26 protein-coding genes and 1 tRNA gene are annotated in these 24,132 nt (G+C 64.4%); 19 read left to right on the forward strand and 8 right to left on the reverse strand.

The window, feature by feature from the left end:
- Positions 1-109: 109 nt before the first annotated feature.
- From RMCB_RS14950 to RMCB_RS14965, 3 genes are all read left to right on the forward strand, one after another.
- Positions 110-925 carry a type III PLP-dependent enzyme domain-containing protein gene (locus RMCB_RS14950; RefSeq protein ID WP_234792113.1) on the forward strand — a complete coding sequence of 272 codons (816 nt, stop codon included), beginning with the start codon at positions 110-112 and terminating at the stop codon, positions 923-925.
- A gap of 544 nt (positions 926-1,469) precedes the next feature.
- Positions 1,470-1,546: transfer RNA gene (locus RMCB_RS14960), tRNA-Leu, on the forward strand.
- A 132-nt stretch (positions 1,547-1,678) separates the two neighbouring features.
- Entirely contained in the window at positions 1,679-2,908 is a 1,230-nt protein-coding gene (locus RMCB_RS14965) for a tyrosine-type recombinase/integrase (RefSeq protein WP_234792114.1), read from the forward strand.
- Positions 2,909-2,922: 14 nt separating this feature from the next.
- On the opposite strand, the gene RMCB_RS14970 is transcribed toward RMCB_RS14965, so the two are convergent.
- Positions 2,923-3,114 carry a helix-turn-helix transcriptional regulator gene (locus RMCB_RS14970; RefSeq protein ID WP_062829363.1) on the reverse strand — a complete coding sequence of 64 codons (192 nt, stop codon included), beginning with the start codon at positions 3,112-3,114 and terminating at the stop codon, positions 2,923-2,925.
- Between the two features lie 204 nt (positions 3,115-3,318).
- Here RMCB_RS14970 and RMCB_RS14975 point away from each other — a divergent pair, with 204 nt between their 5' ends.
- The 6 genes from RMCB_RS14975 (at position 3,319) to RMCB_RS36980 (ending at position 5,509) form a co-directional block, all read left to right on the forward strand.
- A complete protein-coding gene (locus RMCB_RS14975; protein WP_062829364.1) occupies positions 3,319-3,525 on the forward strand; it encodes a helix-turn-helix transcriptional regulator in 207 nt (68 codons plus the stop codon).
- A 38-nt stretch (positions 3,526-3,563) separates the two neighbouring features.
- Positions 3,564-3,917 (forward strand): hypothetical protein, encoded by a 354-nt coding sequence (locus tag RMCB_RS35835; protein WP_131805529.1) that lies wholly within the window; start codon positions 3,564-3,566, stop codon positions 3,915-3,917.
- A gap of 138 nt (positions 3,918-4,055) precedes the next feature.
- The gene (locus RMCB_RS14980; RefSeq protein WP_062829365.1) at positions 4,056-4,274 is read left to right on the forward strand and encodes a hypothetical protein; all 219 of its coding nucleotides are present in this window, start codon (positions 4,056-4,058) and stop codon (positions 4,272-4,274) included.
- Positions 4,271-4,441: a hypothetical protein gene (locus RMCB_RS36050; RefSeq protein WP_165606288.1), complete on the forward strand. Its 171-nt coding sequence runs from the start codon at positions 4,271-4,273 to the stop codon at positions 4,439-4,441. The genes RMCB_RS14980 and RMCB_RS36050 overlap by 4 nt, the downstream gene beginning before the upstream one ends.
- Positions 4,438-5,094, forward strand: coding sequence for a nucleotidyltransferase domain-containing protein (locus RMCB_RS14985; RefSeq protein WP_062829366.1), 657 nt, complete (start codon positions 4,438-4,440; stop codon positions 5,092-5,094). The genes RMCB_RS36050 and RMCB_RS14985 overlap by 4 nt, the downstream gene beginning before the upstream one ends.
- Before the next feature lies 1 nt (position 5,095).
- Entirely contained in the window at positions 5,096-5,509 is a 414-nt protein-coding gene (locus RMCB_RS36980; protein WP_072278476.1) for an HNH endonuclease signature motif containing protein, read from the forward strand.
- 156 nt (positions 5,510-5,665) lie between these two features.
- Here RMCB_RS36980 and RMCB_RS14995 read toward each other — a convergent pair whose 3' ends face one another.
- Complete coding sequence (locus RMCB_RS14995) at positions 5,666-6,289, reverse strand: hypothetical protein (protein WP_062829368.1); 624 nt, start codon at positions 6,287-6,289, stop codon at positions 5,666-5,668.
- 17 nt (positions 6,290-6,306) lie between these two features.
- Between RMCB_RS14995 and RMCB_RS15000 the strand changes: the two genes are divergently transcribed.
- The 5 genes from RMCB_RS15000 (at position 6,307) to RMCB_RS15020 (ending at position 10,922) form a co-directional block, all read left to right on the forward strand.
- Positions 6,307-7,776: a terminase large subunit domain-containing protein gene (locus RMCB_RS15000; protein WP_062829369.1), complete on the forward strand. Its 1,470-nt coding sequence runs from the start codon at positions 6,307-6,309 to the stop codon at positions 7,774-7,776.
- Positions 7,773-9,128 (forward strand): phage portal protein, encoded by a 1,356-nt coding sequence (locus RMCB_RS15005; protein WP_062829370.1) that lies wholly within the window; start codon positions 7,773-7,775, stop codon positions 9,126-9,128. The genes RMCB_RS15000 and RMCB_RS15005 overlap by 4 nt, the downstream gene beginning before the upstream one ends.
- Positions 9,129-9,141: 13 nt before the next feature.
- Entirely contained in the window at positions 9,142-9,588 is a 447-nt protein-coding gene (locus RMCB_RS15010; RefSeq protein ID WP_062829371.1) for a hypothetical protein, read from the forward strand.
- 135 nt (positions 9,589-9,723) lie between these two features.
- A complete protein-coding gene (locus RMCB_RS15015) occupies positions 9,724-10,578 on the forward strand; it encodes a phage major capsid protein (RefSeq protein WP_062829372.1) in 855 nt (284 codons plus the stop codon).
- A gap of 2 nt (positions 10,579-10,580) precedes the next feature.
- The gene (locus RMCB_RS15020) at positions 10,581-10,922 is read left to right on the forward strand and encodes a hypothetical protein (protein ID WP_063979619.1); all 342 of its coding nucleotides are present in this window, start codon (positions 10,581-10,583) and stop codon (positions 10,920-10,922) included.
- Between the two features lie 876 nt (positions 10,923-11,798).
- Here RMCB_RS15020 and RMCB_RS15025 read toward each other — a convergent pair.
- Positions 11,799-13,610, reverse strand: a complete 1,812-nt coding sequence (locus tag RMCB_RS15025; protein WP_062829374.1) for a serine/threonine-protein kinase PknD — start codon at positions 13,608-13,610, stop codon at positions 11,799-11,801.
- 127 nt (positions 13,611-13,737) lie between these two features.
- Between RMCB_RS15025 and RMCB_RS15030 the strand changes: the two genes are divergently transcribed.
- Entirely contained in the window at positions 13,738-14,367 is a 630-nt protein-coding gene (locus RMCB_RS15030; protein ID WP_062829375.1) for a cutinase family protein, read from the forward strand.
- Between the two features lie 5 nt (positions 14,368-14,372).
- On the opposite strand, the gene RMCB_RS15035 is transcribed toward RMCB_RS15030, so the two are convergent.
- Together RMCB_RS15035 and RMCB_RS15040 are read right to left on the reverse strand one after the other, a co-directional pair.
- Positions 14,373-14,669 carry a GNAT family N-acetyltransferase gene (locus tag RMCB_RS15035; protein WP_029370735.1) on the reverse strand — a complete coding sequence of 99 codons (297 nt, stop codon included), beginning with the start codon at positions 14,667-14,669 and terminating at the stop codon, positions 14,373-14,375.
- A 378-nt stretch (positions 14,670-15,047) separates the two neighbouring features.
- Positions 15,048-15,875 carry a glycoside hydrolase family 16 protein gene (locus RMCB_RS15040; RefSeq protein WP_062829376.1) on the reverse strand — a complete coding sequence of 276 codons (828 nt, stop codon included), beginning with the start codon at positions 15,873-15,875 and terminating at the stop codon, positions 15,048-15,050.
- A gap of 267 nt (positions 15,876-16,142) precedes the next feature.
- Here RMCB_RS15040 and RMCB_RS15045 point away from each other — a divergent pair, with 267 nt between their 5' ends.
- From RMCB_RS15045 to RMCB_RS15060, 4 genes are read left to right on the forward strand one after another with little or no spacing between them, the layout of a single operon-like run.
- Positions 16,143-16,751 carry a TetR/AcrR family transcriptional regulator gene (locus RMCB_RS15045; protein ID WP_029370737.1) on the forward strand — a complete coding sequence of 203 codons (609 nt, stop codon included), beginning with the start codon at positions 16,143-16,145 and terminating at the stop codon, positions 16,749-16,751.
- Positions 16,752-16,761: 10 nt separating this feature from the next.
- Entirely contained in the window at positions 16,762-18,069 is a 1,308-nt protein-coding gene (locus RMCB_RS15050) for a glycosyltransferase (protein ID WP_062829377.1), read from the forward strand.
- Positions 18,066-19,247, forward strand: coding sequence for a glucosamine kinase (locus tag RMCB_RS15055; RefSeq protein ID WP_062829378.1), 1,182 nt, complete (start codon positions 18,066-18,068; stop codon positions 19,245-19,247). Before RMCB_RS15050 ends, RMCB_RS15055 begins: the two co-directional genes overlap by 4 nt.
- Entirely contained in the window at positions 19,244-20,218 is a 975-nt protein-coding gene (locus tag RMCB_RS15060; protein WP_062829379.1) for an SIS domain-containing protein, read from the forward strand. Before RMCB_RS15055 ends, RMCB_RS15060 begins: the two co-directional genes overlap by 4 nt.
- Here the strand turns inward: RMCB_RS15060 and RMCB_RS15065 are convergent.
- From RMCB_RS15065 to RMCB_RS15075, 3 genes are read right to left on the reverse strand one after another with little or no spacing between them, the layout of a single operon-like run.
- Entirely contained in the window at positions 20,190-22,811 is a 2,622-nt protein-coding gene (locus tag RMCB_RS15065; protein ID WP_062829380.1) for a helix-turn-helix transcriptional regulator, read from the reverse strand. The two genes, RMCB_RS15060 and RMCB_RS15065, sit on opposite strands and share 29 nt — an antisense overlap.
- A 34-nt stretch (positions 22,812-22,845) precedes the next feature.
- On the reverse strand, positions 22,846-23,031 hold the full coding sequence (locus tag RMCB_RS15070) for a hypothetical protein (RefSeq protein ID WP_062829381.1): 186 nt from the start codon (positions 23,029-23,031) through the stop codon (positions 22,846-22,848).
- Positions 23,031-23,852: a hypothetical protein gene (locus tag RMCB_RS15075; protein ID WP_062829382.1), complete on the reverse strand. Its 822-nt coding sequence runs from the start codon at positions 23,850-23,852 to the stop codon at positions 23,031-23,033. The genes RMCB_RS15070 and RMCB_RS15075 overlap by 1 nt, the downstream gene beginning before the upstream one ends.
- Positions 23,853-24,132 lie beyond the last annotated feature (280 nt).

A 24,132-nucleotide genomic window follows, 5' to 3' on the forward strand; every position in this document is an offset into this window, starting at 1 on the left:
CGAACCGTCAAGAGACCGCAAAAGCACTGGTCATGTGGTATCCGGCGGGGTGATCGTGGGATCAGGCGCCCAATGACATCCGGTCGGGTGCGGTGGTGAAGAGGTTCCGGTGACGCTCTCGACGGTCGTCAAGTCCATGTTCTCGGCCCGCACGCCGGCGTCGGTGGCCAGTCGACACCCGGAAGCGCAACCGCCGGGAGAGCCCGAAGCGGTGCGCCGCTGCGCCGATACGCAGCGCTCCCTGGGCACGGTCGAACTGGCACTGCCCGCATCCGCGCTCACCGACGGCGAAGTCGCGCGCTGGTCCCGGGACCGTGGGGTGACGGTGGTTGTGCGGACCAGCCCGGAGCTGGGGGTCGCGTTGGCGGCCGATATCGCGCCCATCCGGATGACGGTGCACGCCAGCGGGCTGAACTCCAACGAATTACTTTTCTGCACAGTCAATCTGGGCGTCGGAAGAGTCGTCGTCGACTCCCTGTCTCAGATCGAGCAGCTCGCGTCGGCCAAGGGACGCAGGCAGCGAGTGCTGGTCGCCGTGACGCGCCGCGGTGCAGGCGTCGGATTCGGTTTCGACACTCATGAGGCCACGGATGCGTACAGCGCCGTATTGAATTGTCCACGACTGGATCTGGTGGGCCTGTACAGCGAGGTCGGGCCCGACGAGCACCACTTCGTCAGCTATCCGGCCGCGATCGGCGACATGCTGGCCGAGATGGCGCAAATCCGCCGTGACCACGGCGTCGTGTTGACCCGGATCGGGTTGGGCGGGCATGGTTTCACCTTCGGCGACGGCTCTGACGATCTGGCCGAGGTGGCCACCTCGGTCGATGAGACGCTCGATGATGCGTGCGCGACGCTGCGGTTCCCGCGGCCCGTAGTCACCGTATTGGCTGAGCCGGCCAACCGCATGCCGCTGGCCAGTTAGCGGGCCGCAAGCTGGCCGTGCAGGGCGCGAGTCAGGGGAGTCGAGGGTGACGACCCGGGGATCGACCAGCCGGTGGTGCTTGCCCCGGTGGATCACTGTGGCTGTGTTTGCTTGGACATTGCGGACCCAGTCGGACCGCGCACCGTAGTTCACCCCGGTGCGGTAGCTGGTGCCGGACTTGCGGCCCACATGCTCCATGACCGCCATGTAGGGCAGATACGGGGCCTACATCCGCTGGATTGGGTTGGTCACGTACTTGTTGAACCGGGCCACTGCACGCATCGCACGCGGGCGCCGTATCGATGAAATGCGTTCTGCCACTGTGGCAATCGCGTCGGCAATGTTGTTCGCCATGTGTGTCCCCGCCCTCTTGGCCCGTGGGTATTGAAACATGAAGCGGCGGGCTGGCCGGAGCTTCTTGGCATGGTGTTCATGCTTGGAGCGTCAAAAATTTTGACGGTCGGCGTCAGGTGCTGGTGCTTTATGCCGAACCTGCATGACGTGGTCGCGGAACGGCCCGGGTACCGTGCTTACGACGTTTGACGCCCCCATAGCCCAATTGGCAGAGGCAGCGGACTTAAAATCCGCACAGTGTCCGTTCGAATCGGACTGGGGGCACCAGGTCAGAGCCTATTTTCTTTTCGTTCCCGATTCGAGTTGTATGCAGGTTGTAAACTCGCGGCCATGAGCGTGCCAGTCGGGACCACCGACAAGCCCAGCAGGTCAATCAAGAGAACCCCAGGTACAGGTGGCGTGTCTGACCTGTGGAAGAACAAGGACGGCACCCCGTCGAAGCGGGCCACGGGGCCATGGGCCGAGGGCAGGGGGAAGCCGCAGGGCATCGGGAAGCGCTGGCGCGGGTGGTACGTCGGTGACGACGGCAAGCCGCGCACGAAGGACTGCCGCACCGAGGCCGAGGCTGAGGCGTGGTCGAACACTGAGCGCGGCAAGGTCGTCACGAACGTGTGGGTCAGTCCTGACGTTGGCACCGACACGTTCCGCGCCGTGGCTGAAGAGTGGTTCAAGATCAAGCAGGGTGCGCAGCGCAAGCCCAAGACATTGGTGGGCTACCGATCCATCCTGGACACCCTGGTGCTGCCGAAGTGGGGCGATACGCCCATCAAGGAGATCAGTTACGGGGGCCTGTCCTCGTGGATCGCCAGCCTGTCTGTGGACGGCTCAGTTGCGGGCACCGCGCTATCGGCCAGTCGGATCCGGCAGACCCATCAACTGATGGGCGCAGTGTTCAAGTACGCCGTGAAGGCAGGTCTGGCGTCGAAGAACATCGCCGCTGAGATCAGCCCGCGCAACGATCTACCCGAGGCACCCGAGACGGAGCAGCACTATCTAACCCACGCGCAACTCATTCAGTTAGCCAGTGAGACAGGACGATTCGAGACGATGACTCTCGTACTCGGATACTGCGGCCTGCGGTTCGGTGAGGCTTCAGCGTTGCGCCGCAAGGACATTGGCAACAAAGAGATCACGGTGCGGAACTCGGCCACCTACGTGCAGGGTCAGGGCATCGTAGAGACAGCGACCAAGACCAAGCGAACCCGCCGCGTCCCCGTGCCTGCGCCAGTGTGGGAACGGCTCAAGGCTGAGTTGCCCGCCGACGCTGACGCGTTTGTCTTCCCCAGCCGTAAGCGTGGGCATCTGCCACTGGGTGAATACCGGTGGGCGTTCGACAACGCGGTTAAGGCAGCGCAGGCCGCGGCTGAAGCCAAGCGCGAAGAGGAGACGGCGACAACGGGGGAGGCGAGTACGCCCAGCTTCCCGACGATCACGCCGCACGATCTACGGCATACGTGTGCGTCCCTGGCCATCTCTGCCGGGGCCAACGTGAAGGTGATTCAGCACATGCTTGGGCATGCCACGGCCAGCATGACGCTGGATCTCTACGGGCATCTGATGAGCGACGATCTGGCCGGGGTGGCCGAGGCCCTGGGGGAGGCCATGAAAGCGGCTCAGAAGGCCGCATAGGTGCCATTGCGGCCTCACTGTTCGCCGCGTGTGGTCCTGGCCTTCTGCGATTCGATCCACGCGGCGAGATCGTCAGCGTCGTACACCACGGTCCTGCCCAGTTTGAATGACGCGGGGCCTTCTTGGCGGTGCCGCCACCAGCGCAGTGTTGGGGCAGGAATGCCGGTCTGTTCGGAGACCTGTGCGGTGCGGAGTAGTTGCGCCATGTCCGTATTGAATCGCTACCCGTCCGATGCAGGTCACGCACACCCGTCCTATGGGCAGTTACTTGTGCCAGTATCGCTACCTGCAACGATGATCTAAACGGCAAACGTATGAGATACTAGATTCAGATAGCGGAGGCCTTGCCCCGCAAGCTCAGATCGCAATCGTCGTTGCGTATCAACCATTCTCAACTCTGGAGCAGCGTAGTGGCTCAGATTGTCGATGAACTGCTGACCATTCACGAGGCCGCCGCCATGCTGAATGTGACTGTGGGGCATATGTATAACCTCCGCTGGCGGTCACATGGCCCGCTGAGTTACAAGCGTGGCAAGCGCATCGTGTACCGACGCAGCGATGTGGACTCTTACCTGGCCCGCGAGCGCGAAGCAACACTGAAGGGCGAACGACTGTGACGGCGACGTGCAACACCTGGGCTAAGCACTTTCAATCGGTGTGGGAAGAACGTGCAGCGGATCCCGCGTACCCGCTGTGGTGCCGTGTCGCATGGCTAGCGTTCGCACGCCATAAGGCAAACGGTCACGCAACGTTTCAGCGCGGGCAGATTGCCGAGATCTTCGGCGGTTTCGGCAAGGACGGCTTTAAGCCGTTGGATCCCAACAATCTTCAGCGGGCTATCCGCGATGCCAAGAAGGCTGGCCTACTCGACGAATCGTCGTGCGCCGAATGTCTGGTAGTCCCTGCGCATGCAATTGAAGGTGGTTGGGGCGGCAACCCTGACAGCCCGTGCGCCGTTCACCTCCGTAAGGCGGATCAGCGTAAGCAGCGTGCCAAGGTGGGTCAGTGACTGACCCATATCGGCAGCCAACATGGGTCAAATTCTGACCCATGTGGTGGGTCAAATTCTGACCCATGTCCGACTCGCTGAACAGGGCAAATGCAAACGCCCTCTTTGATCTGTCTTTTTACTCTCAGTTTGGAAGCCATGAACGCATCCCTGATCTACCCGCAGCGCATCGCCATCGAAGGCCACCCGTCACAACACGGCATCGCAGACCTACACCTGAGCCTCGGCAGCAACCGGCCAGACAGCGACATCCACGTAGTACTCACCTGCGATCAGCTCTTGGCCCTATATCGAAGCATTGCCGCCAAGATCAGCACGCTACCCATTCACCTAGTGAGCGAAGAGGTTTCACAATGACCGCACTACCCGCAGAGCGCACCATCCCCAACGACGTAGCCCTACTGCGCCTGGCCATCCGCGAACGTGACGCAGCGATCCGCCGTTACCGGCGCATCCTCGAGGAACAGGACGCGCAACTAGCCGACCGTGAGCGCCTGGTGGCCGAACTCATCGCCGAACAGTGACCATCCTCCGACGAATCTCCATCGTCGGCAACGTCGGTTCCTACGCGCACGGCCTGCAGCTACCCAACTCTGACAGATGGGACACGTTCGGTATCTGCGCCCGACCACCAGCCGACCGAATCCCACTGTTCCCCAACCATTCCCGTGAGTTCGAATGGTTCACAGTTCCAGAGTTTCCGACAGCGTTCCTCAGCCTCGCTGACTACATACACCAGATCACCCTGACAGGGATACGTAACTACGGCGAAGGCAACCCGTCGCTGAGAGAGCTACTGTTCACACCCGAACTGCTGACGCCAGATCTCATCGGACTGCGAGCAAATCGACACCTATTCCTGTCCAAGGAAATTGCAGCCACATTCACACCAGGATGGCGTACCGCAGTCGCTGCCGAACGTGACGACCTCGCCCTGAGATTCCTCATGCAAACCGTGGAACTCCTCACCACCGGCACCATCACGATGCCAATGCAGGCAGGACCAGACCGCGATTACCTCATGGCCATCCGACGCAACGTGATCCCAACCGAGTACGTGGACGAATCAATCCAGCACTGGGAGCGACGACTACAGGACGCCGTCCATACCTCGCTACTGCCGGACCAACCCGACCATGACGCCATCAACCTATGGAGACGCAGAGCGATGCAGTGACATGGCAGCCATCCTGAAACCCTGCCTCGAATGCGGGGAGCTCAACGAGCAATCCCGATGCCCAGACCATCGCGTCAAGTGCACCGCACGACGGCCCAGAGGCCACGTACGCGACACGACACGATGGCGGCGACTCTCAGCCTCCCTGCGCAAGACCAGCCCGTTCTGTGAGCTATGCGGCACTACTGAAGATCTCAGCGTTGACCACATCATCAGCTTGGCCGAGAATCCCTCGCTGGCCTACGAGCCGCTGAACCTCCGCGTGCTCTGCAACCCGTGTAACGGCCAACGCCAGGACCACTGCACCGACGCCGAACGCTCTGCCGTCCACGCCGCCATCGCAGCACGCAAGCAACGCCAAGCGAACACCGAAACCACCAGGCCGCAACACATCCCATCAACCAGCACCCGATGAGCTGCGGCAACACCGCTGCCACTCCACACCTCTAGCCGCAGCGAACACGCGACACCGCCAAGCACGCTAGGACTCTGACCAGCGAAAACATGCCAGACCTGGGGGGTTGGGGTACTTAGCCGGCTGCCCCACGGGGCGTGCGAAGCGCAGGGACGATTACTCTGCCCCGCCCCGCCTCTCCACTTCGAAGGCCTTGTCCTGCGCCCGCTTGTGTTGGCGTTCGGAGAACCGGGTGGGCCGATATCTCCGGTAGGTGAGATGCGAGCCTTTGTCGATCCTGACTGTCAGGTCGATGAGGTCAGAAGTCTTCCAGACAGCCTTATAAAGGAGGTCACGCAATTCCGATGAGGTTGGTGACGTATTGATCTCGCGGAACTTGTAAAGCGGGCGGAGCCCTCCTCGTTCGAGACGCATCTCCCATGCGCCCCCACGACTTTTTCCTGACTTGTAGCCGCGCAGCCCTTGTATCGCCGCATACAGATCACTCGTGTACTCCGACATCGTGACACCCGCTGGCGAGATCAGGCCAGGACTGATACGTCGCAATTGTTCATGCACGCCCTGCAGGCGCTCGGGAAGCTCGCCAAGTGTCCCAGTGTTCATGCGCTCCAACGCTTCCTCAAGTTCCAGCCGGACCTCATAGAGGACGTCGCGGAGCTTGCTGCGGAGCTCACGTTGATACAGGCGAACTGGCTCTCGTATGCCGCGAACGATGTTGTAACTACCGAAGATGAAACCGCCGACACCCGCTATCTGCGCCCAGGTTTCCCAACTCGCCATAAGTCCAGGAGTATCGCATGGCCGCTGGGCCGAAACGGGCAGCCGATCCGACTCCGCTGCCGTTCGTGTCGGACAAGGTCGGCGCGGAACGGTTCGCGCAGTTCTGTGCTGAGTTCCTGGTTACTCCCAAGGGCCATGGTGTCGGGGAGCCGATGCGCCTGCGGGACTGGCAGGTGGACATGTTGCGGCCCATCCTCGACCCCGAACCGCGTCCCTCGGTGGCGGGCATCATGTGCCCACGCGGGACAGGGAAAACGTCCCTGATGGCCGCGCTGGGACTGTACGAACTGTTCACCGGGCCGGACGGCAACGAGATCCCGATTGTGGCCGTGGACGAACGCCAGGCCGGTCTAACACTGCGCCCCGCCATACGAATGGTGGAGCTGAACCCTGCGCTCGCATCCCGCTGTCAGGTCTACCGGGACCACATCGTGATCCCGTCCAAGGGCAGCACACTGACCGCGCTACCGGCAGAAGCCAAGCGCCTAGAGGGGCTAGGCACCTGGACGCTGGCCCTGGCCGACGAGGTCGGCGTTATCTCACCGGACACGTGGGACACGCTGCTACTCGGTCTGGGCAAGCTGCCGGGTGCAACTGCTATCGGTATCGGCACCCCGCCGAACGCCGCCAGTTCGGTGCTGTTGAATCTGCGCCAGTACGCCCAGGACCACCCCGACGATTCGACATTCGCATGGGTGGAGTTCTCCGCCGATGAGTTCCAGCACCACCGTGCCGACTGTGAGCACTGTTGGGAACTGGCCTGCCCGTCACTGGATGACTTCCTGACCCGCGAAAGTATGCGGGCCTTGCTGAACCAAACACCAGAGGGCAAGTTCCGTCGCGCACGGCTATGCCAGTTCATCACCGAGAACGCCAACCCGTTCATTGACGCAGATACCTGGGCAGTGCTGGACACCGGCCAGCCGATCCCAGACCGGTCCGAGGTGGTCATTGCCCTGGACGGTTCTTACGGTGGCCGCGACTCCGACGCCACGGCTCTTGTCATGGGCACCGTATCGCCAACACCTCACTTCGATGTGCTGGCCGTGTGGGAGAACGACGGTAGTCCTGAGTGGCGTGTGCCGGTCCTGGAAGTAGAGCAAGCCATCCGTGATGCCCGCACTCGTTGGCGTGTAACCGAATTGGTGGCTGACCCGTTCCGCTGGACCCGCACCCTTCAGGTTCTCGCCGCCGAAGGTTTGAAGGTGACCGAGTTTCCTTGGTCCCCATCGCGGACCACTAAGGCGACGACGGCACTATATGCCGCCGCCACCGCTGGCAAGTTCACCCACAGTGGCAACGAGATCCTGACGCGGCATGTGTTGGCCGCAACGGTAATTGAAAGCAACGGAGGCCTTCGCATCGGCAAGGCCAGCCGTAGGCGCAGCGCCGCAAAGATCGACTGCGCCGCAGCTCTGCTCATGGCTCACAGTCGCGCAACGTGGCTGGGGTCGAAGACAAAGAAGAGGACGACCTCATTCCGATGACCACCCCCGACCTCCTGGTGGAGCTTCTGCAGAAGCTCGACAGCGGTGCCCACCACCGGCACACCCTGAACCTGTACTACCGAGGGCAGCAGCCTCTGGCGTTTCTGTCGCCCGAGTCAAAGCTGGCTCTGAACAACCGATTTGGCCGTATCGCCTCCAACATTCCACGCCTGGCGGTGACGAGCCTTGCTGAGCGGCTGCGTGTTTCGGGCTTCGTAGGTGACGATGTGTGGGACGAGTTCCTAGCCTCGGACCTCGACCAGCTCAGCGGTGTTGCGCACCGCGAGGCATTGACGCTGGGCCAGGCGTTTGTCATTGTGTGGGCCGACGCCGAGGGTAAGCCACGCGCCACGGTGGAAAGCGCCGAGCAAGTCACGGTGAAGCGTGACCCGGTCAGCCGCGATGTGCTGGCAGCGGTGAAGCGCATCCGCACCAAGACGACCACCGAGGCGTGGCTGTATCTACCCGAAGAGATCCAGCACTACCGGGCCAATACGCCGGGGGCTGCCGCCGCTGGGTTTGAACTGGTGGAGTCCCTGCCCAATCCGCTGGGCGTGGTGCCGGTCGTGCCGATCACCAACAGCGACCGCCTGCTAGACGTGGACGGCTGCAGCGAGATCGAAGACCTCAGGCCACTGGTGGACGGGCTATGCAAGACGTTGGCCGATCTGGCAGTCGCCCAGGAGTACACCGCACGCCCTCGCCGCTGGGCAACCGGCATCGAACTGACCGAGGTTCCCCGCCTGGATGACAACGGCAACGTGGTCACAGACCCCGAAACCGGGCTACCTGTGATGGATACGGTCAACCCGATTCCCGAGGGTAACCGCGCCATGGTGTCAGAGAACGATCAGGCGAAATTCGGCCAGCTCGAAGGTGCCAACCTAGCGGGATATGAGGCAGCCGTGAGGATTTGGCTAGGCCAGATCATGGCCGTATCCGCGCTACCGTCCCACTTCCTCGGCATCCTCAGTGATCAGCCCACCAGTGCTGAAGCGCTGCGAGCATCGGAGGCCAGCCTGACAGCCCGCGCCGAGGCCCGTCAGTTGACGTTCGGCAGGGCCTGGGAGCAGGTCGCCCGCCTGCTGGTATCGGTGCGGGACGGTGTCGTCCCGGCAGACGTGACTGTCGGTGTGGTGTGGGCTGACGCCTCGACACGTTCGGTTGCCGCCGAGGCCGACGCCGCCGTGAAGCTGTACCAAGCCAACATTCTTAGCCGCCGCGCCACCTTGCAGCGCCTCGGCTTGTCAGATGACCAGATCGCCGCCGAGCTAACCGCTATCGACCAGGACGCCCAGAATGCCCGAGACATCATCTTGGGCCGCACGATGAGCAGCTTGCAGGACCGCTGAGAGGAAACCAGCTATGAGTGACACGCAAACCGGCCCAGATGGTCTACAGGGCAACGAAATCAATCCCGCCGAGGTAACGACTACCGAGGGGGATCCTGGCGCGGCAGAGGGCGATTCAGGGGCAGATACGTTTCCGCGCAAGGTAGTCGAGGATCTGCGCCGTGAGAATGCCGGATACCGCGACCGGGCCAAAACTGCCGAGGCTCGCACCGAGGAACTTGCCCGCGCACTGTTCACCGCACGCGTGGCAGCCACCGGCAAGCTCGCTGACGCAACAGATCTGGAGTATGTCGCCGAACTACTGGACGACGCCGAAGGGTTGGCCTCTGCCATCGAGTCGCTAACGGATGCGAAGCCACACCTGAAGGCCCGCAAGCTATCCGGCAGCATCGGGCAGGGCCTTGCGGGAGGCGACTCTGGGCAGTTCAGCCTGCTCGACCGGCTCAAGGGTAGCGCCTGATCTGCGGAAACGATGGTAAACTTAGAGTAGCTAAAGGGCCTGGTGCTCTTGCGACTCTTTCGGGCCTGGTGCCCACTTCCATGCTCCTGACCTGGCGTCGGTGGTAGCTAATCTCTAAGTGCAAGAAAGACTTTCATGACGATTCAGACTCCCGCAGGCAATGCGACGCTGACCGCTGCCCAGGTAGCCAACCTTCTGGTTGAGCCGTTGGAGCAGGCCAGCACGTTCCTCGCCGCTGGCCCGCAGATCATCGACTCCGCTGCGCCCGTTCGTGTTCCACGTATCGCCTCGGGCAGCACCGCTGCGTTCACCGCTGCGGGTGCGCAGATCACCGACAGCAATGCCACCTTCGATGAGGTGCAGCTTCTGCCGTCCACGCTGAAGGGCATCAAGACCCTGACCAAGGTCAGCAACGAGCTGATCCGTCAGAGTGTGGTGGGCCTGGAGGCCGTACTTCGCACACGCCTGGTATCCGACGTGGCCAATGTCCTGGACGCGGCCCTGTATGACGGTGCAGGTACCTCCGACACCATCAAGGGCATCCTTCGCCAGAGCGGAATCGCCACCGGGGCATTGGATCTCACCGACCCCGATTCGCTCATCGACGGGCTGGCCACCGCGCAGGGCAACAAGGTCAGCCCGACCCACTGGGTGATGACCCCGGTCAGCTTCGCGGCGTTGCGCAAGCTGAAGGTGGGCACGTCGGACAATCGTTACCTGTTCGACCCAGCGACCATCCAGAACGGGACCGCTCTGCAGCTCCTCGGCTTGCCGGTGATCATCACCGACAACATCCCCAATGCGAGCTCTAAGGCCCGTGTGGCGCTGGTGGACTTCGGCAAGGTGGTTGTTGCCCGCGACATCGACGCCGAGGTGGCCATTCTCGACCAGACGTTCGGCGACTACGACACAGTGGGTATCCGTGCTGTATCCCGCTGGGACGTGGCACTTCTGCAGGGCAAGGCCGTCACGCTGCTGACCGAGGCGTGATCGTGGCCGCACCCACTCCGGTCGATCTGGCTAACCTGCTGGGTGTTGATGGAGTCGGTGATGGAGTCGGGGAGATCAGCGCGGAGCAGGCAACCGAGATCCTGGGCATCATCACCGCCATCGTGAAGTCAGCGACACGGGGCAACGGCTTCCAGGGAGGCGTACCCACCGAAGACCTACGCGCCGTCATCCTCACCAGCGCCGCAAGACTGTGGCGGCATCCCAGTCAGGTCGATTACGGGGAGACCAAGGGGCCAGAGTCAGTGTTCTACCGGTCGGGCTGGGATGGCTTCACGGTCGGCGAACGCTACGTGATCAACCGGTATCGCCGGACCGCAATGTAGGACCAACAAACTTGCTCCCCGTCGTGACGCCGGTAGTTCGGAACGGGGAGCATCAAAGCAACACCACTGGACCGCGTCTGTGTCGGCGCAAGGGTCGATCAACCCTCTCAGGCCAGTGGTGGACGCGGATGGGACCGCGTCACTGACCCCCGCAGAACTTGGGACCGTCGGGGGTCACCCAACTTGCCGGGTGTGCTTTCCTCCTTCGACACCCGGTAGAGCACCGATTGCCGTAGGTGCTCCGACGCCCTCGACAGGTCCGCCCTGTCGGGGGCGTTGTTGCGTCCGACTGCAGGACATCGGAGCTGTGTCGGTGCAACACTGGTGGGGAGCAAGGCGATGGCTTGCCAAGTTCGTTCTGACATCGTCCTGTCTCCTTTCCCGGCAGCGGCCTCCGTTTCACGACGGGGGCCGCTGTTGTAACTGCACCTTTAACCGACATGCATGAGGGGCTTACGGGCAACGTCAATTTCGGGCTAATGTCCCCACCCGTGATGACGACACCTGAACACACTGCCGAGTTCCCGAACGCCGCCGCCAAGCGTCTGGCCGATTCTGATTTGTGGCTCCGCATGAAGGCCGAAGTGCCCGCGCTGACGTAAAGGGCAGTTGGCATTTTTCCTCCACACCAATTGACGGCAAAACCCTGCCCGTTCTCGTGAGCGGGCAGGGTTTTGTGTTGTAAACACTCTGTATGCACATGTCTCCGAATTGCACACAGCGCCACCAACGGTAGGCCACCTGAAAGTGCAGGCCAACATGCATTTTACTAACTCTTCCCATTGTGGCCAACGATCACAAACGCTCAGATAGGCGATCTTAAAATCCGCCAAGTGTCGGTTCGAGTCCGACTGGGGGCACCGATCGGCGGCTGAATCACCCCACCGCCAGCTTCACCACCGGAATGCGGCCAGCATCGGTGACGTAGACGTTGCCGTGGGCGTCGACGGCCACACCTTGGGGATCGGTAAGGCCGGTGAAGGGGAGTGGGGTTGCCGCTGTCGCGCCGTGTCGCAATTCAAGCACCCCGGCGTTACCGCGGTCGGTGACATAGACGTTGCCTTCCGTGTCGACCGCCAGACCTTGAGGATCGTTGAGGCCACTGAAGGGCAGCACTGTCGGCGCCGTCGCGCCTGCCGGCAGGGTCAGCACCCGGTTGTTACCGGTATCGGTCACATCCACGGTGCCTGTCGACTCGACGGCCACCCCTCGAGGATCATTCAGTCCGGTGAAGGGCAGCGTGGTTGGCGCGGTGGTGCCGGCCGGCAGAACCAGCACGCGATTGTTGCCCCGGTCGGTCACGTAGACGTCGCCCGCTGTGTTGACGGCGACGCCCCGGGGATCATTGAGACCGCTGAAAGGTAAGGGCGTCGCCGCTGTGGCACCCGCCGCCAAGCGCAGCACCCGGTCGTTGCTCGAATCGGCAACGTAGACATCGCCTGCCGAGTCGACCGCCACGTCCCGGGGATTCTTGAGGCCATTGAAGGGCAGCACGGTCGGCGCTGTGGCACCCGCAGTCAGTCGCAACACCTCATCTCGACCAATGTCGGTGACGTATGCGGTGCCTACGGCATCGACCGCAATGCCCGTCACGAGTTGTACGTCGGTGAACGGCAACGAACTCTGCGCCGAGTTACCTCTGCCGGCCGCTGGCGGCGACGTGCTGCTGGACGATTGCCGACCGACGATGACGACGGCCGCAGCTGCGGCCGCCACGACGGCGGTCACTGCGACGAGCACGCTGACAGTTCTGCGCGACAGGCGAATTCCCCGTCCGGGTGCCGAAGCTGCCGGGGTAGCCGTCGTCGCAGGCGCCTCAGGATTGGTCAACGCGACGCGAGCCGCCTCGGCCAGATCCTGAACAGTCGGATAGCGATCGTCGGGGTTCTTGGCCATTCCTTTGGCAATGACCGCATCGAACGCGGCGGGTACATCGGGAGCGTTGGCGCTGGGTTGTGGTGGCGGAGTGTGCAAATGGTGAGCGATCAAGCCCTGCACGCCCATGTCGCTGCTGAATGGTGGCTTGCCGGTGAGGCATTCGTAGAGCACACAAGCCAGTGCGTACACGTCTACGCGTGGATGGGTTTTCGCAGTCGTGCTGATCGCCTCTGGTGCCAGATATGCTGCGGTCCCGATGGTTTCGCCGGTCTTGGTCAGAGTGCGGTCTTCGGAAGCATGAGCGATCCCGAAGTCGATCAGGTAGGCGAAGTCGTTGGCGCACACCAGAATGTTGGAGGGTTTGACGTCGCGGTGCACCAGTCCGGCGTCGTGGGCGGCCTGCAGCGCGCCGGCCACCTGAGCGATGATCGCCACCGCACGCGTCGGCGTCAGGGCACCATCTTGTTTGATCAGCGTGCGCAGGTCCGTGCCTTCGACCAGCCGCATGTTCAGAAAGAGCCGACCGTCCACGTCACCGAAATCGTGGATCGGGATGACGTGCGGCTCCGTCAGCTGTGCCACCGCCAGGCACTCGCGCCGGAACCGTTCACGCGGCTCATCATCGTCGGCGGAATGCTCGGGCAAGACCTTCAGCGCGACAACTCGATTGGTCTGCGAATCGCGTGCCCGCCACACCTGACCCATGCCACCCGCGGCGATCAGTGACAGCAGCTCGTAACGCCCGAACTTCCCCGCGGGGGCCGAGCCTTGCGTGGCGTCGCCGTCGTCGCCCACGACTGTGTCATCCATACTGCCGCCAACCCTGCTCGTGCGTGGCCAACGCCTTCGTCAATTGAACCAGGCAGAGCGCCACTTTGGCGGCGCTTGCGCCGACGCGGGCGCGGAACAGCGACGCCCGCCCCTACGATCGGTTGACATGACGTCCAAGCCCGCTCTGCTGTTGGTCTTCGCAGCACTGGCCACCGCTGCCCCAATCGTCGCGTCAGCACCGGCATCGGCTGCTCCGTGCCCCGACGTACAGGTGGTGTTCGCGCGCGGCACCAACGAGCCGCCCGGTCTGGGCAGTGTGGGCGGTCCCTTTGTCGACGATCTACGCACGCGCGTCGCGCCGCGCACTGTCGAGGGAACAGCGGTCGACTACCCGGCCAGCAATGACTTCGCCTCCAGCCCGACGGCCGGTGCCGACGCGGCAAGAGCACTCATCGAATCGACCGCTGCGAGCTGCCCGAACACGAAGATCGTGCTCGGCGGCTATTCGCAGGGCGCCGCGGTCATCGAATTGGCCACCAACGAGATGTCTCCGCAGACCGCCGATCACGTGGCGGCCAGCGCATTGTTCGGCACGCCGCGCACGAGCTTCTCGGGCATGCTCGCCGGGGGACCGTTGCCGACGCTGGCACCGCCCTATGCCGCCAACTCCATCGATCAGTGCAACCAGGCCGACCCCATCTGCTGGGAAGGCGGCTGGGACATGGGCGCCCATGTGTCCTACGTGCAGTCCGGAAAGGTCGCGCAGTCAGCCGATTTCGTCGCTGGCCGGCTGTAGACGCGTCACCGCGCGTCGGTGAATTCGGCGTACTCCGGATGCTTGTCGATGTATTCGGCCACCATCCAGCAGGTCGGCACGATCCGTAAGCCGGCCGCACGCGTCGAACGCAAGGCTTCGCCGACGAGGATGGTGGCGAGTCCCCGCCCTCGGTACTGAGGCAGAACCTCGGTGTGCGGGAAGACGCGGCGGCCGTCGACGTCGTGGAAGTCGGCGACGCCGACGGTTTTGCCGTCGATCTCGATGGTGAACCGGTCAGGCTGTTCGAGGACGCGCGTCTCTGCGCCGGTTCTATCGAGCATTCACCCACCATAGCCCGGGCAAATGCATCTACTGCTACATCCATCGGACCCTAAAGATCGATCCCCGGGCGATAGTGCTGCGCCGCGCAGGCGACGAACGTAATAACCGTCAATGGGCCCCGGGAGAGAAGGCGCGGACGATGGCCTACGCAACATATGCAGTGTTGACAATGCTGCCGATGGCAATCGTCGTGGCGATGTCTCGATGGCGCCGAAGCCGTCCCGCGGCGCAGGCACACCTCACCACTCGACTGCCCTGTGCAGAGCTGCTGCGATCGCAACACCGCCGAACACGGGCGCAAAAGCGCTGTGAGCGATGGCAATTCCAGGCGTGGCTGGAGATCACCTCCAGACCCCTCTGATCGGGGTGCGGCCCAGCTACCAGACGCGCACCCAGTCGACGAGCATGTCGGCCGGGTAGGTGCCGCCGCTGGGGTCTTCTCCGCCGGATCCCGCGACGGCGAGATTCAGCACCACGAACATCGTGTAGCCGGGCTGATTGAACGGCCAGTCCGGCAACGAGCTCGCCGCGACCTCGAAGTACGGCTTCGCGCCGTCGGTGTAGTCCTGCCAGAACCGGGCGCCGTTGCCGTCCCACTGGGTCCGCCACGTGTGCCAGTTGCTGTCGACGGTGACGTTGTGGGTCTGCCACTCGCCGCCGTTGGACTTGGCGTGCACGGTGGTCCCCGAGGGCCATTTGCCGTTGCCGTACCACTCGATGATGTCGAGTTCACCCTGGCCCAGGCTGCCCAGCCAGAAGGCCGGCCAGGCGCCCGGAGTCAGGCAGTTGAACTTGATCCGCGCTTCCCAGGTGTGGCCGGCGCCGCCTTCCCACACGCTGGCCAGCTTGCCGCCGTAGTAGGTGTCGCCTTCCTTGGCGGCCCGGATCACCAGATTCGACTTGCCGTCGATGAAGACGTTCTTGCGGTCGTCGCGGTATTGGCCGATGCGGCCAGGCTGCTCCCAGTAGGTGGGGTCCTGGATGACCTCGCGGGCCTTGGCGATGGTCCACTTCGACGCATCCGGTGCCGAGCCGGCGCCCCCGTCGAATTCGTCCACGAACACGTAGTTCATCGCGGCTTGCGGCGCCTCGGGCGCGGGAACGGGCCTGGTCGGGAGGGCTTGCGCTTGCCGGATGGGCATAGCCGCTGCGACGACGCCGAGACCCGACAGCATCATCATCTTTCGACGGTCCAAGTTAGCCATATCGGATTACCTTAACCGGGCCGCGTGCTCAAGCACGGATCGAACGGCCTCACCAGGGGCTTATCAGGCGTTGAGATTGCGCGCACGGTCGTGATCGCTCACGAAACACAGCCCTGTACGCAATCTCGACGGCCAAGCCGACGACTGCACGACGATTCAATGGCAGAACCAGTCAAAACAGCAGCTCACAGACACTAGGCAGACAAAAACTACATCGAAATTCAGGAAAATCCTGCGAGCAGCCGCTGACCTTGGCACCATGCATTCGTGCCCGTCAGCCGCACGGAACGTCGCGAAAAGCTGCTGCGTGCTGCGCAGAGCGCAGTGATGAAGCACGGCGCCGACGTCCAGCTCAAGCAGGTCGCGGCAGAGGCGGGCCTGACGCCGGGCGCGGTGCTCTACCACTTCCCTGACATCCAGACCCTGCTGGTCGAGGCCAACCGGGCCGGCATGGAGCGGTTCTATGACGCCCGGTTACGTGCCATCGCGGGCATCCCCGAACCGGAGCGCAAGCTCGTCATGACTATCGAGTCGGGCCTGCCGGTCGACTCCGACGATCCGGCCGTCAAGCTCATGTGCGAACTGGGCGGTGCCGCCGCACGCTATCCGGCATATGCCGTCATGCTGACCGCTCTCTACGACCGCCAGGTGGCGATGTACCAGGTGATCCTCGAAACCGGTGCGGCGCAGGGTGTTTTCGCGCTGAGCTCGCCGTCGCTGACCATCGCGCGCAACATCGTCGCACTCGAGGACGCCTACGGCTACCGCATGGTGGCTCGGCATCCGAGCCTGGACGCCGAGACCACCACCGAATTGATCTGCGACTACGCGCGGGCGGCGACCGGCCACCCGCTTCCCAGACCCGTCCGAGCATGAAGGGCTGCCCATGACCGACAAACCTCTGACCATTATGTTCTGGCCCGAATCTGCCTACGGCCCAACGAATCAGTGCATCGGGCTGGCGGCCGTACTGCGCGACCGCGGGCACACGATCGTGTTCGCCGCCGAGAGTTCGTGGGCCGGCAAGCTTGCGCCGTTCGGCTTCATCGAGGAGCTCGTGGACCTCGCGGCGCCGGCCGAAGGCGCTGACGAGGAGGACGCCGGCAAGTTCTGGGCCGACTTCATCGCCGAGACCGCGCCGGAATTCCGCAAGCCGACCATCGAACAACTGCAGACCTTCATTCAGCCGACGTATCAAGCGCTCATCGACGGCGCCAAGTACAGCGAGCCTCGCCTCCGCGAGATCATCGCCACGCATCAGCCCGATGTCATCGTCGAGGACAACGTCGTTCTCTTTCCGGCACTGGTGACCGCGGGCGCGCCGTTCGTGCGGATCGTGTCGTGCAGCCCGCTGGAGATCTCCGCGCCGCAAGTGCCGCCGCCGTTTTCGGGCCTGCCGAGTGCAGACCCCACCGAATGGGACGCCTACCGCACCGAATTCGACCGGAGCCATCGAGCCATGTGGTCCGATTTCAACGACTGGGTTCAGGCGCAGGGCGCCGCCGCGCTCCCAGAGCTCGAGTTCATGCCGCGCGCCAACGCCGCCAACCTCTACGTCTACCCGGCCGAGGCCGACTACCGGCAGGTCCGGCCATTGGACGACAGCTGGATCCGGATGGATTCCAGTGTGCGCGAGACCGATGACGAGTACATCGTGCCGCCCCAGGTCGCCGAGCGGCCCGACGACAGTGCGCTCATCTATCTCTCGCTGGGTTCCCTCGGCGGCGCCGACGTCGAACTCATGCAGCGCCTCGTCGACGTGCTCGCCAAGACAAGGCACCGCTACATCGTCAGCATGGGTCCACAGGCGGATCGAATCACCTTGGCCGACAACATGGTCGGTGCGCAGATGCTGCCGCAGACCAAGGTCATCCCGCAGGTCGATCTGGTGATCTCGCACGGCGGCAACAACACCGTCACCGAGACGCTGCATTTCGGCAAGCCCTTGGTCGTGCTGCCGCTGTTCTGGGACCAGTACGAAAACGCTCAGCGCATCGATGAACTCGGCTTCGGCGTCCGGTTGAACACTTACGGGTTCGCCGACTCCGAGTTGACCGATGCGGTCGACCGGCTGCTCGCCGACACCGCCCTCCGCTCACGACTGGCCGACATGGGTGCCGCCATCCGCGCCCGCGACGGCTTGCGCGCCGGCGCCGACGCGATCGAGCGGGTCGGCCTGGAACACCGGGCGTGATCGAGCTCGACCATCTTGATCTCGCCGACGGCCGCCGGTTGGTTGTCGCCGACGGACCCAGCGGCCTGACTGCCGTGCCGACCGTGCGAGACCCGGACGGCAGTTGGCGCCGCGCCGCGCCGGGTGACGGAGTCGCCGAGGCCATGCTGGACGTACTGGCCGACGGATCCTCCGAATACGGCAATTTCACGGTGGTTTCGTGGACACAGTGCCGCGCGGCGGGGGAGCGGCCCATCGCCGTCGACCAGACCAACGAGTCGGTGATCGTCGGTGGGGAGGCGATCGTGAAGTGGGCGACGCACCTCGACGACGGTCCTCACCCCGCACCCGGCCGGATCACTGCGTTGCGGGCCGCCGGATTCACCGGCATGCCCACGCCGTGGGGCCTGGTCACGTGGCGGTCGCCGCGCGGCGAGCAGACCCTGGTCGCGACCATCGACGAATACCTGCCCGGCGCGGTCGACGGCTGGACGTGGGCCGTGGACCTGGTGACCGCTGCCGCACAGGACGCTGCGGCACGGCCGCGACTGATCGCCGCAGCCGGTGCGGTGGGAGATCTGGTCGCCGATATGCACACCGCCCTGGCAGCCACGGCGTCGGTTGCCGACGCGGCACAGGCGAGAGGCTGGCGTGATGCGGCGTTCGAAACCCTGGAAACCGCGGTGGCCCTGAGCACTTCGGTCAGTGGTGACATCCTGCGTGAGCGCCGTGACGACATCGAAGCGATGCTCGACGGACTCGGAAGCCTCGCGGGGATACCCGTCTTCGAGGGGCACGGCGACCTACATGTGGGCCAGGTGTTGCTGTCCGACGGGCGCTTCGTCATCACCGACTTCGACGGCAATCCGGTGCTGTCCGCTGAGGCCCGAATGCAGCCCATACCGGCCACCTTCGACGTGGCCGGCATGGTGCAGTCGCTGGCGCATGTCGCGATCGTCGCGCAGAAGTACACCGCTCTCGAGCCACATGCGCTCACGGACGTGAGCAATCTGGTCCGGCGGACATTCCTGGACGCCTACCAGGCAAGCGCACCCCGCTATGATCCCGCGCCACTGCGGGCCCTGCGTCTCCAACAGGTTCTGCGTGAGATCATCTACGCCGCAAAACATCTGCCGCGATGGATGTACGTACCCGACGCGGCGCTGCCCGCTCTGCTCGATGAAGGGATCACCGCGTGAATGCCGACGCGTTCCTGACCGACCTCCAGCGCAAGCCGGAGGTGCTCGACCGTCTGGCCTCGACACTGGCCGTCAATCCTTGGGCCGACGTCGTGCCCGCCGGCGTGGAGCGGGTGGTGTTCCTGGGCATGGGATCCTCGGCCTACGCGGCCGGCGTCGCCGCGGCCCGCATGCGGTCGCGCGGGCTCCTTGCGGTATCGCAACTGGCATCGTCGACGCTGCTGCCACACTGGGGTCCGGGCACACTCGTGGTGGCGATCTCGGCGACCGGCGGTTCGGTGGAAACCCTTGACGCGCTTGACCGGATGGCGACCTCGCAAATCGGGCTGAAGTTCGTCGCACTGACCAACACGGCGGACTCACCGATCACCGCGCGCTGCGAGGCCGCCGTGGACCTCGCCGCCGACACCGAGGCGGGCGGCGTCGCCTGCCGCAGCTACCAGCACACACTGGCCCTGCTGCTGGCGCTCGAACTGCACATGACGCAAGCGGACACGAAACCGCTTGTGACGTCAGTGCGGAAGGCCGCCGGTGCGAGCGCGCACCTGCTCGACACCGAACCCGACTGGCGGCCCGAGTTTGCCGAGTTGCTTCTCGGGCCTGCCGGTACCCACCTCGCCGCGCCGGCACACCGTTTCTCGTCAGCACAACAGGGTGCGCTGATGCTCCGCGAAGGGCCTCGCCTCGGTGCGGTCGGATGCGAGACCGGGGACTGGAGCCACGTCGACGTCTACCTGACGAAGACGACGGATTACCGGCTGCTGGTCTTCGCGGGCTCCGCATGGGAGTCCCAAGCGGCCGAGTGGACCACGTTGCGGGGCAGCACCGTTGTGGGCGTCGGCGGTGACGTGCCGGGATCCCAGCTGGCCCTGCGCTATCCCGGTGACGGGGACGACGACGTTCGGTTGTTGACCGAGGCGCTGGTCCCCGAGTTGATCGCGGCTAGAGCCTGGCAGGCACAGGATCGGTGAGATTCCTGACCACGTGGGCGAGTTCAGACCTACGTGTCACGCCCGCCTTGCAACTGGCGCGGTAAACGTGGCCTTCGACGGTGCGTACCGACAGCGACATCGTGTCCGCGATCTGACGATTACTCAGCCCTTGGGCCACCAGCACCGCGATCTCCCGCTCCCGCTGCGTGAAGGGGGCAGGCAGGCGTGCCCCGATGATGGCCGGGCTGACTGCGCCGCCGCAGGCCGCGGCGAGCCGGCCGGCTCGTTCGGCCGAGGTCAGAGCGCTGCCGCGTCTGTCGGCCCTGCGGTGGGCCGCGGCCGCATGACCGGAGCAGTCGGCCGCGGCGAGCCGGTCCCCCATGGCTTCGAAAGCGGTTGACAGAACGTCTAATTCGTCGGAGTCATCGGTGCACACCGCTCGCGCGTAGCGTGCTGCGAGACCGGCCCGGGGCCCCTCCACGATCTCGGCGAGTTCGGTCAGCCGGTCGGCCGCCGTGGTATCGCCGAACTGGACAGCCGTTTGCAGGCACATCAGTTCGCGTGCGAACTGCTCGTGATCGCGGGCAAACTGTGCCGCTGCCCACGCTGTTCGGCGGGCATCGTCCATCCGCTGATGACCGGCGGCGATCCACGCCTCGGCAAGCAGTGCGCTGCTCTCGACGTATACATAGGCGGGGCGACGGTGCTCGCGTGCCGTGCGAAACGCCGCCTCGGCGCCGGGCAGATCGCCCATGCGTGCCAGGGTCTGTGCCAGCAGCAACTGGAACCGGTAGTAGCTGTTGGCCAGAACGAAGTTGGCATCGGCATCAGCGGGCCGTACCGCCAGATGCGCGCGGGCGGCCTGAAGATCGCCGGCCGCGAGTGCGGCGAACCCGACGATCGCGGTCGCAACCGACTGCGCGGTGGCCGGACGCTCCTGGCTGCGGCGCAGATGGGCTCCCGCGACTTCCACCGCCTCGTCGATGTATCCGGCCATCGACAGTGCGAACGTGTGAAACTCCGCCAGTGGTTGACCGAGAAAACTGCTTTGGGGCGACGCGTCCACCACGGTGTAACACTTCGTGGCCTTGGCGACCGCGCCGGCAGTCTGACCCAGTTCCGCGAGTGCCAAGGTTTCGGCGCACAAGCCGATGGTCGAACCGAAGGCGTCGAGGCTCTCGTAGTCGACCTTGGCCATCACAGCAGGCACCTCACCAGGTCGGCCGGCCAGGGCCAATTGGTTGGCGCGGAAGGCCCATAGCTGACAGGCGCGTTCGCCCGTGGCGCCGACGAGTGCATCGTCGATGACCTGCCACGACTGCTCGGGTGACTGCTGGCTCCACAACAGGTTCGCGGCGCGCAGGATCACGTCGTTGATGAAGGCGGAGGTGCGAACAGACTCACTGGCAATCGAGTCGAGAACCTGCTCGGCGTCCTCACCCTTCTGCAACATCAGCAGGTTGTAGGCAAGCTCCACGCGGGTCTCCACGGCGGCCCCGGCGTCGGTGGCGGCTCGTGAGAGACGTTCGGCCAGACCGAATTCCAGCAATGAACTCGCCGCACTTGCGGCAGCGGCCAACACCGTGGGGTCCGGCGGCAGGTCGGACTCCAGCCAGAGCAGTCCGCGTCGGACCGAGTTCGCTTCGCCGGCAGCACCTTTCATTGCCTTCGCGACCACACCGCGCAGGCGTCGCAGCCGGATCGCCCCACATTGTTCGAGGCGCACCTCGGCGTACAGCGGATGACCTACGTAGACCGCGTCACCGGTGTCGGCGGTCCGGATCAATTCGCGCTGCTGGGCCTCTTCGAGAGCGAGTGGGTCGACGAGTGCGGTCAGGCAGGCGTGGTCAATGGGTTCTGCGACCGCGACGAGATCGACGACGTCACGCACCATCTCCGGAACCGCCCCGATTTGATGCTCTACCAAGTCGATCAGCGATGGCGACACCTGAGGGCTCCCGATCCATCGGGTACAGCCGTTCTCATGGGTGAGACGCCCAGCGGCCCACTCTTGTTCGACGAGCTGTCTCAGGAACAGCACATTGCCCTCGGTCAGCTGCCACATCCGGGCGCTGCAGTCGTGGTCGGGAGGCACCGCGAGCACGGCATGGAGAAGCTCGTCGGACTCCCTGCGCGACAGGGGTTGCAGCTCGAGTCTGCGCAGCAGGCTGTCTTTCCACAGCACGGTGACGGCGTCCGGTGCGGCGACGCCGGTGCGGATCGTGATGATCACGCGCGTCGTGCTCTGCAGGACCAATTGATGCAATACCAGCGCCGACAGCTCGTCGAGCAGATGAGCGTCGTCGACCAGTACCAATAGTCGTCCCGGGTCGGTGCCCGCGGTCAGTGCGCTGATCACTCGTCGCGCCAATGTCAGTGGGCCACCGTCGAAATCGTCGGTCCAGGAGGCGAACGCTCCCAGCGGAACGGAGCGGCCCGTAGCGGTCGCGGCGACGTGGCGTACCGTCCAGCCCTGCACCGCGGCCGCCGTGGCGACGTCGCGGGCCAGGCGTGACTTTCCGACCCCAGCGCGGCCTGCGAGCGTGACTCCCCGGTACTGGTCGCCGGCGAGGAGCTCCGCGATGACGTTCGATTCATCGTCCCGACCGGTCAGGGGCCAGTGGTCACGCACTCGACAAATGTTAGCTGGCAGATGCCGTTCGCGCTTACTCTCGCGTCAATTCCCGGCGGAGTTTGCGGCGTGCCAGGTCGAGCAGCGGGTTCAGGCCTTCTGGTTCGATGCCGAGCTCGCGGCATATCTCGTCGTCGGGCCGGCCCGCCGCCACGAGGCGCAGCAGTCGTGCATGCGCCTCGGGCAGCCGGGACAGCGCGGTCTGGTAGGTATCCGGCACTACTGGGTGGGCGGAGGCAGGATCACCGTCGTCCCTCCGGTGGCGACCGCACCGGTGGTTTGCCGATAGCCGTCGCCGTTGATGACGAGCGAGTTGTTGTCGGAATGCGAGCTCAGTGTGCCGCCAGCCCGGCCGTAGTCATCGTTGCCATTGACGGTGACAGTGTTGTTGTCGCCGTAACCGGCGGTGAGCTTGTTGCCGGTTCCGTTCGAGACCAGGTGGTTGTTGTTTCCGGTACCCACGCCGATTTCGGCGTTACCGCCGGTGACTTTGGCGGTGTTGTTGTCGCCAACGCCCGCGCCGACACTGCTCTGGGCGCAGACGACTCCCCGGGGGCACGTGCCGTCGACGATGGCGGTGTTGTTGTCACCCCGCCAGGCGACGGCCTTGGCGTTGTTGGTCGCCTTGGCGTAGTTGTTGTCGCCGGTGCGCGCGTAGGCGTCTCCGTTGTTGATCGCCACCGCCCGGTTGTTGGTCCCATCGCCCGCCGTGGCAGTGCTGTTGTTGATCGCTATCGCGACGGTGCGGGTACCGCCCGATGTGGTCGCCGTGCTGCCGTTGATGGCGACGGCCAGATCGTGGGTGCCGCCGGCGTTGGCTGTGCTGCCGTTGACTGCGATCGCGACGCTGTGCCCACCCTTGGTGGTGCTGGCGTCGGCGTTGCCGAGCTTCACCGTGTTCCCGTTCACCGACACCGCGATGCCGGGCTTGGGGTGGGTGTTGGCGGCGGTGCTGTCGGCCGCCGCGTTAGGCGCGGCGATACCCAAGGCCAACGCCGGCGCACCAGCGCCCAGCGCGAACAACAAGATCGGATGCTTCACGGAATTCCCCTTTGTCGTAGACGGCGTCGTGGGACGAGAGTGCGCGCGCGGGGGTGCGTCGGCCGGTGGCGGAACTACCTGTTTCCCGAACGCGGGGCGGACGACTACCTAGTTTCGGTCCCCAAGTTTCTGTCACCCTGACGTGTCAGCTGACGTCGTTGGCACCGTGACTACGAAATGGCCTGCGGGAGAAGCAACATTCATCACGGGAGTAGCGGGACGAATGGTGCTGGCTGCCCAATCGGATGCCCGGCCGTACCTTCAAGTCAACCTGGGCATT

This window comes from Mycolicibacterium brisbanense (genome assembly GCF_001570425.1).
Taxonomy (GTDB): domain Bacteria; phylum Actinomycetota; class Actinomycetes; order Mycobacteriales; family Mycobacteriaceae; genus Mycobacterium; species Mycobacterium brisbanense.

What these genes read in the sequence shown, in the direction of transcription:
- RMCB_RS14970 (WP_062829363.1), bottom strand. Translation starts at nt 3,114, where the DNA reads ATGGCGCAACTACTCCGCACCGCACAGGTCTCCGAACAGACCGGCATT.
- RMCB_RS14980 (WP_062829365.1), top strand. Translation starts at nt 4,056, where the DNA reads ATGAACGCATCCCTGATCTACCCGCAGCGCATCGCCATCGAAGGCCAC.
- RMCB_RS36050 (WP_165606288.1), top strand. Translation starts at nt 4,271, where the DNA reads ATGACCGCACTACCCGCAGAGCGCACCATCCCCAACGACGTAGCCCTA.
- RMCB_RS36980 (WP_072278476.1), top strand. Translation starts at nt 5,096, where the DNA reads ATGGCAGCCATCCTGAAACCCTGCCTCGAATGCGGGGAGCTCAACGAG.
- RMCB_RS14995 (WP_062829368.1), bottom strand. Translation starts at nt 6,289, where the DNA reads ATGGCGAGTTGGGAAACCTGGGCGCAGATAGCGGGTGTCGGCGGTTTC.
- RMCB_RS15000 (WP_062829369.1), top strand. Translation starts at nt 6,307, where the DNA reads ATGGCCGCTGGGCCGAAACGGGCAGCCGATCCGACTCCGCTGCCGTTC.
- RMCB_RS15005 (WP_062829370.1), top strand. Translation starts at nt 7,773, where the DNA reads ATGACCACCCCCGACCTCCTGGTGGAGCTTCTGCAGAAGCTCGACAGC.
- RMCB_RS15010 (WP_062829371.1), top strand. Translation starts at nt 9,142, where the DNA reads ATGAGTGACACGCAAACCGGCCCAGATGGTCTACAGGGCAACGAAATC.
- RMCB_RS15015 (WP_062829372.1), top strand. Translation starts at nt 9,724, where the DNA reads ATGACGATTCAGACTCCCGCAGGCAATGCGACGCTGACCGCTGCCCAG.
- RMCB_RS15025 (WP_062829374.1), bottom strand. Translation starts at nt 13,610, where the DNA reads ATGGATGACACAGTCGTGGGCGACGACGGCGACGCCACGCAAGGCTCG.
- RMCB_RS15030 (WP_062829375.1), top strand. Translation starts at nt 13,738, where the DNA reads ATGACGTCCAAGCCCGCTCTGCTGTTGGTCTTCGCAGCACTGGCCACC.
- RMCB_RS15035 (WP_029370735.1), bottom strand. Translation starts at nt 14,669, where the DNA reads ATGCTCGATAGAACCGGCGCAGAGACGCGCGTCCTCGAACAGCCTGAC.
- RMCB_RS15040 (WP_062829376.1), bottom strand. Translation starts at nt 15,875, where the DNA reads ATGGCTAACTTGGACCGTCGAAAGATGATGATGCTGTCGGGTCTCGGC.
- RMCB_RS15050 (WP_062829377.1), top strand. Translation starts at nt 16,762, where the DNA reads ATGACCGACAAACCTCTGACCATTATGTTCTGGCCCGAATCTGCCTAC.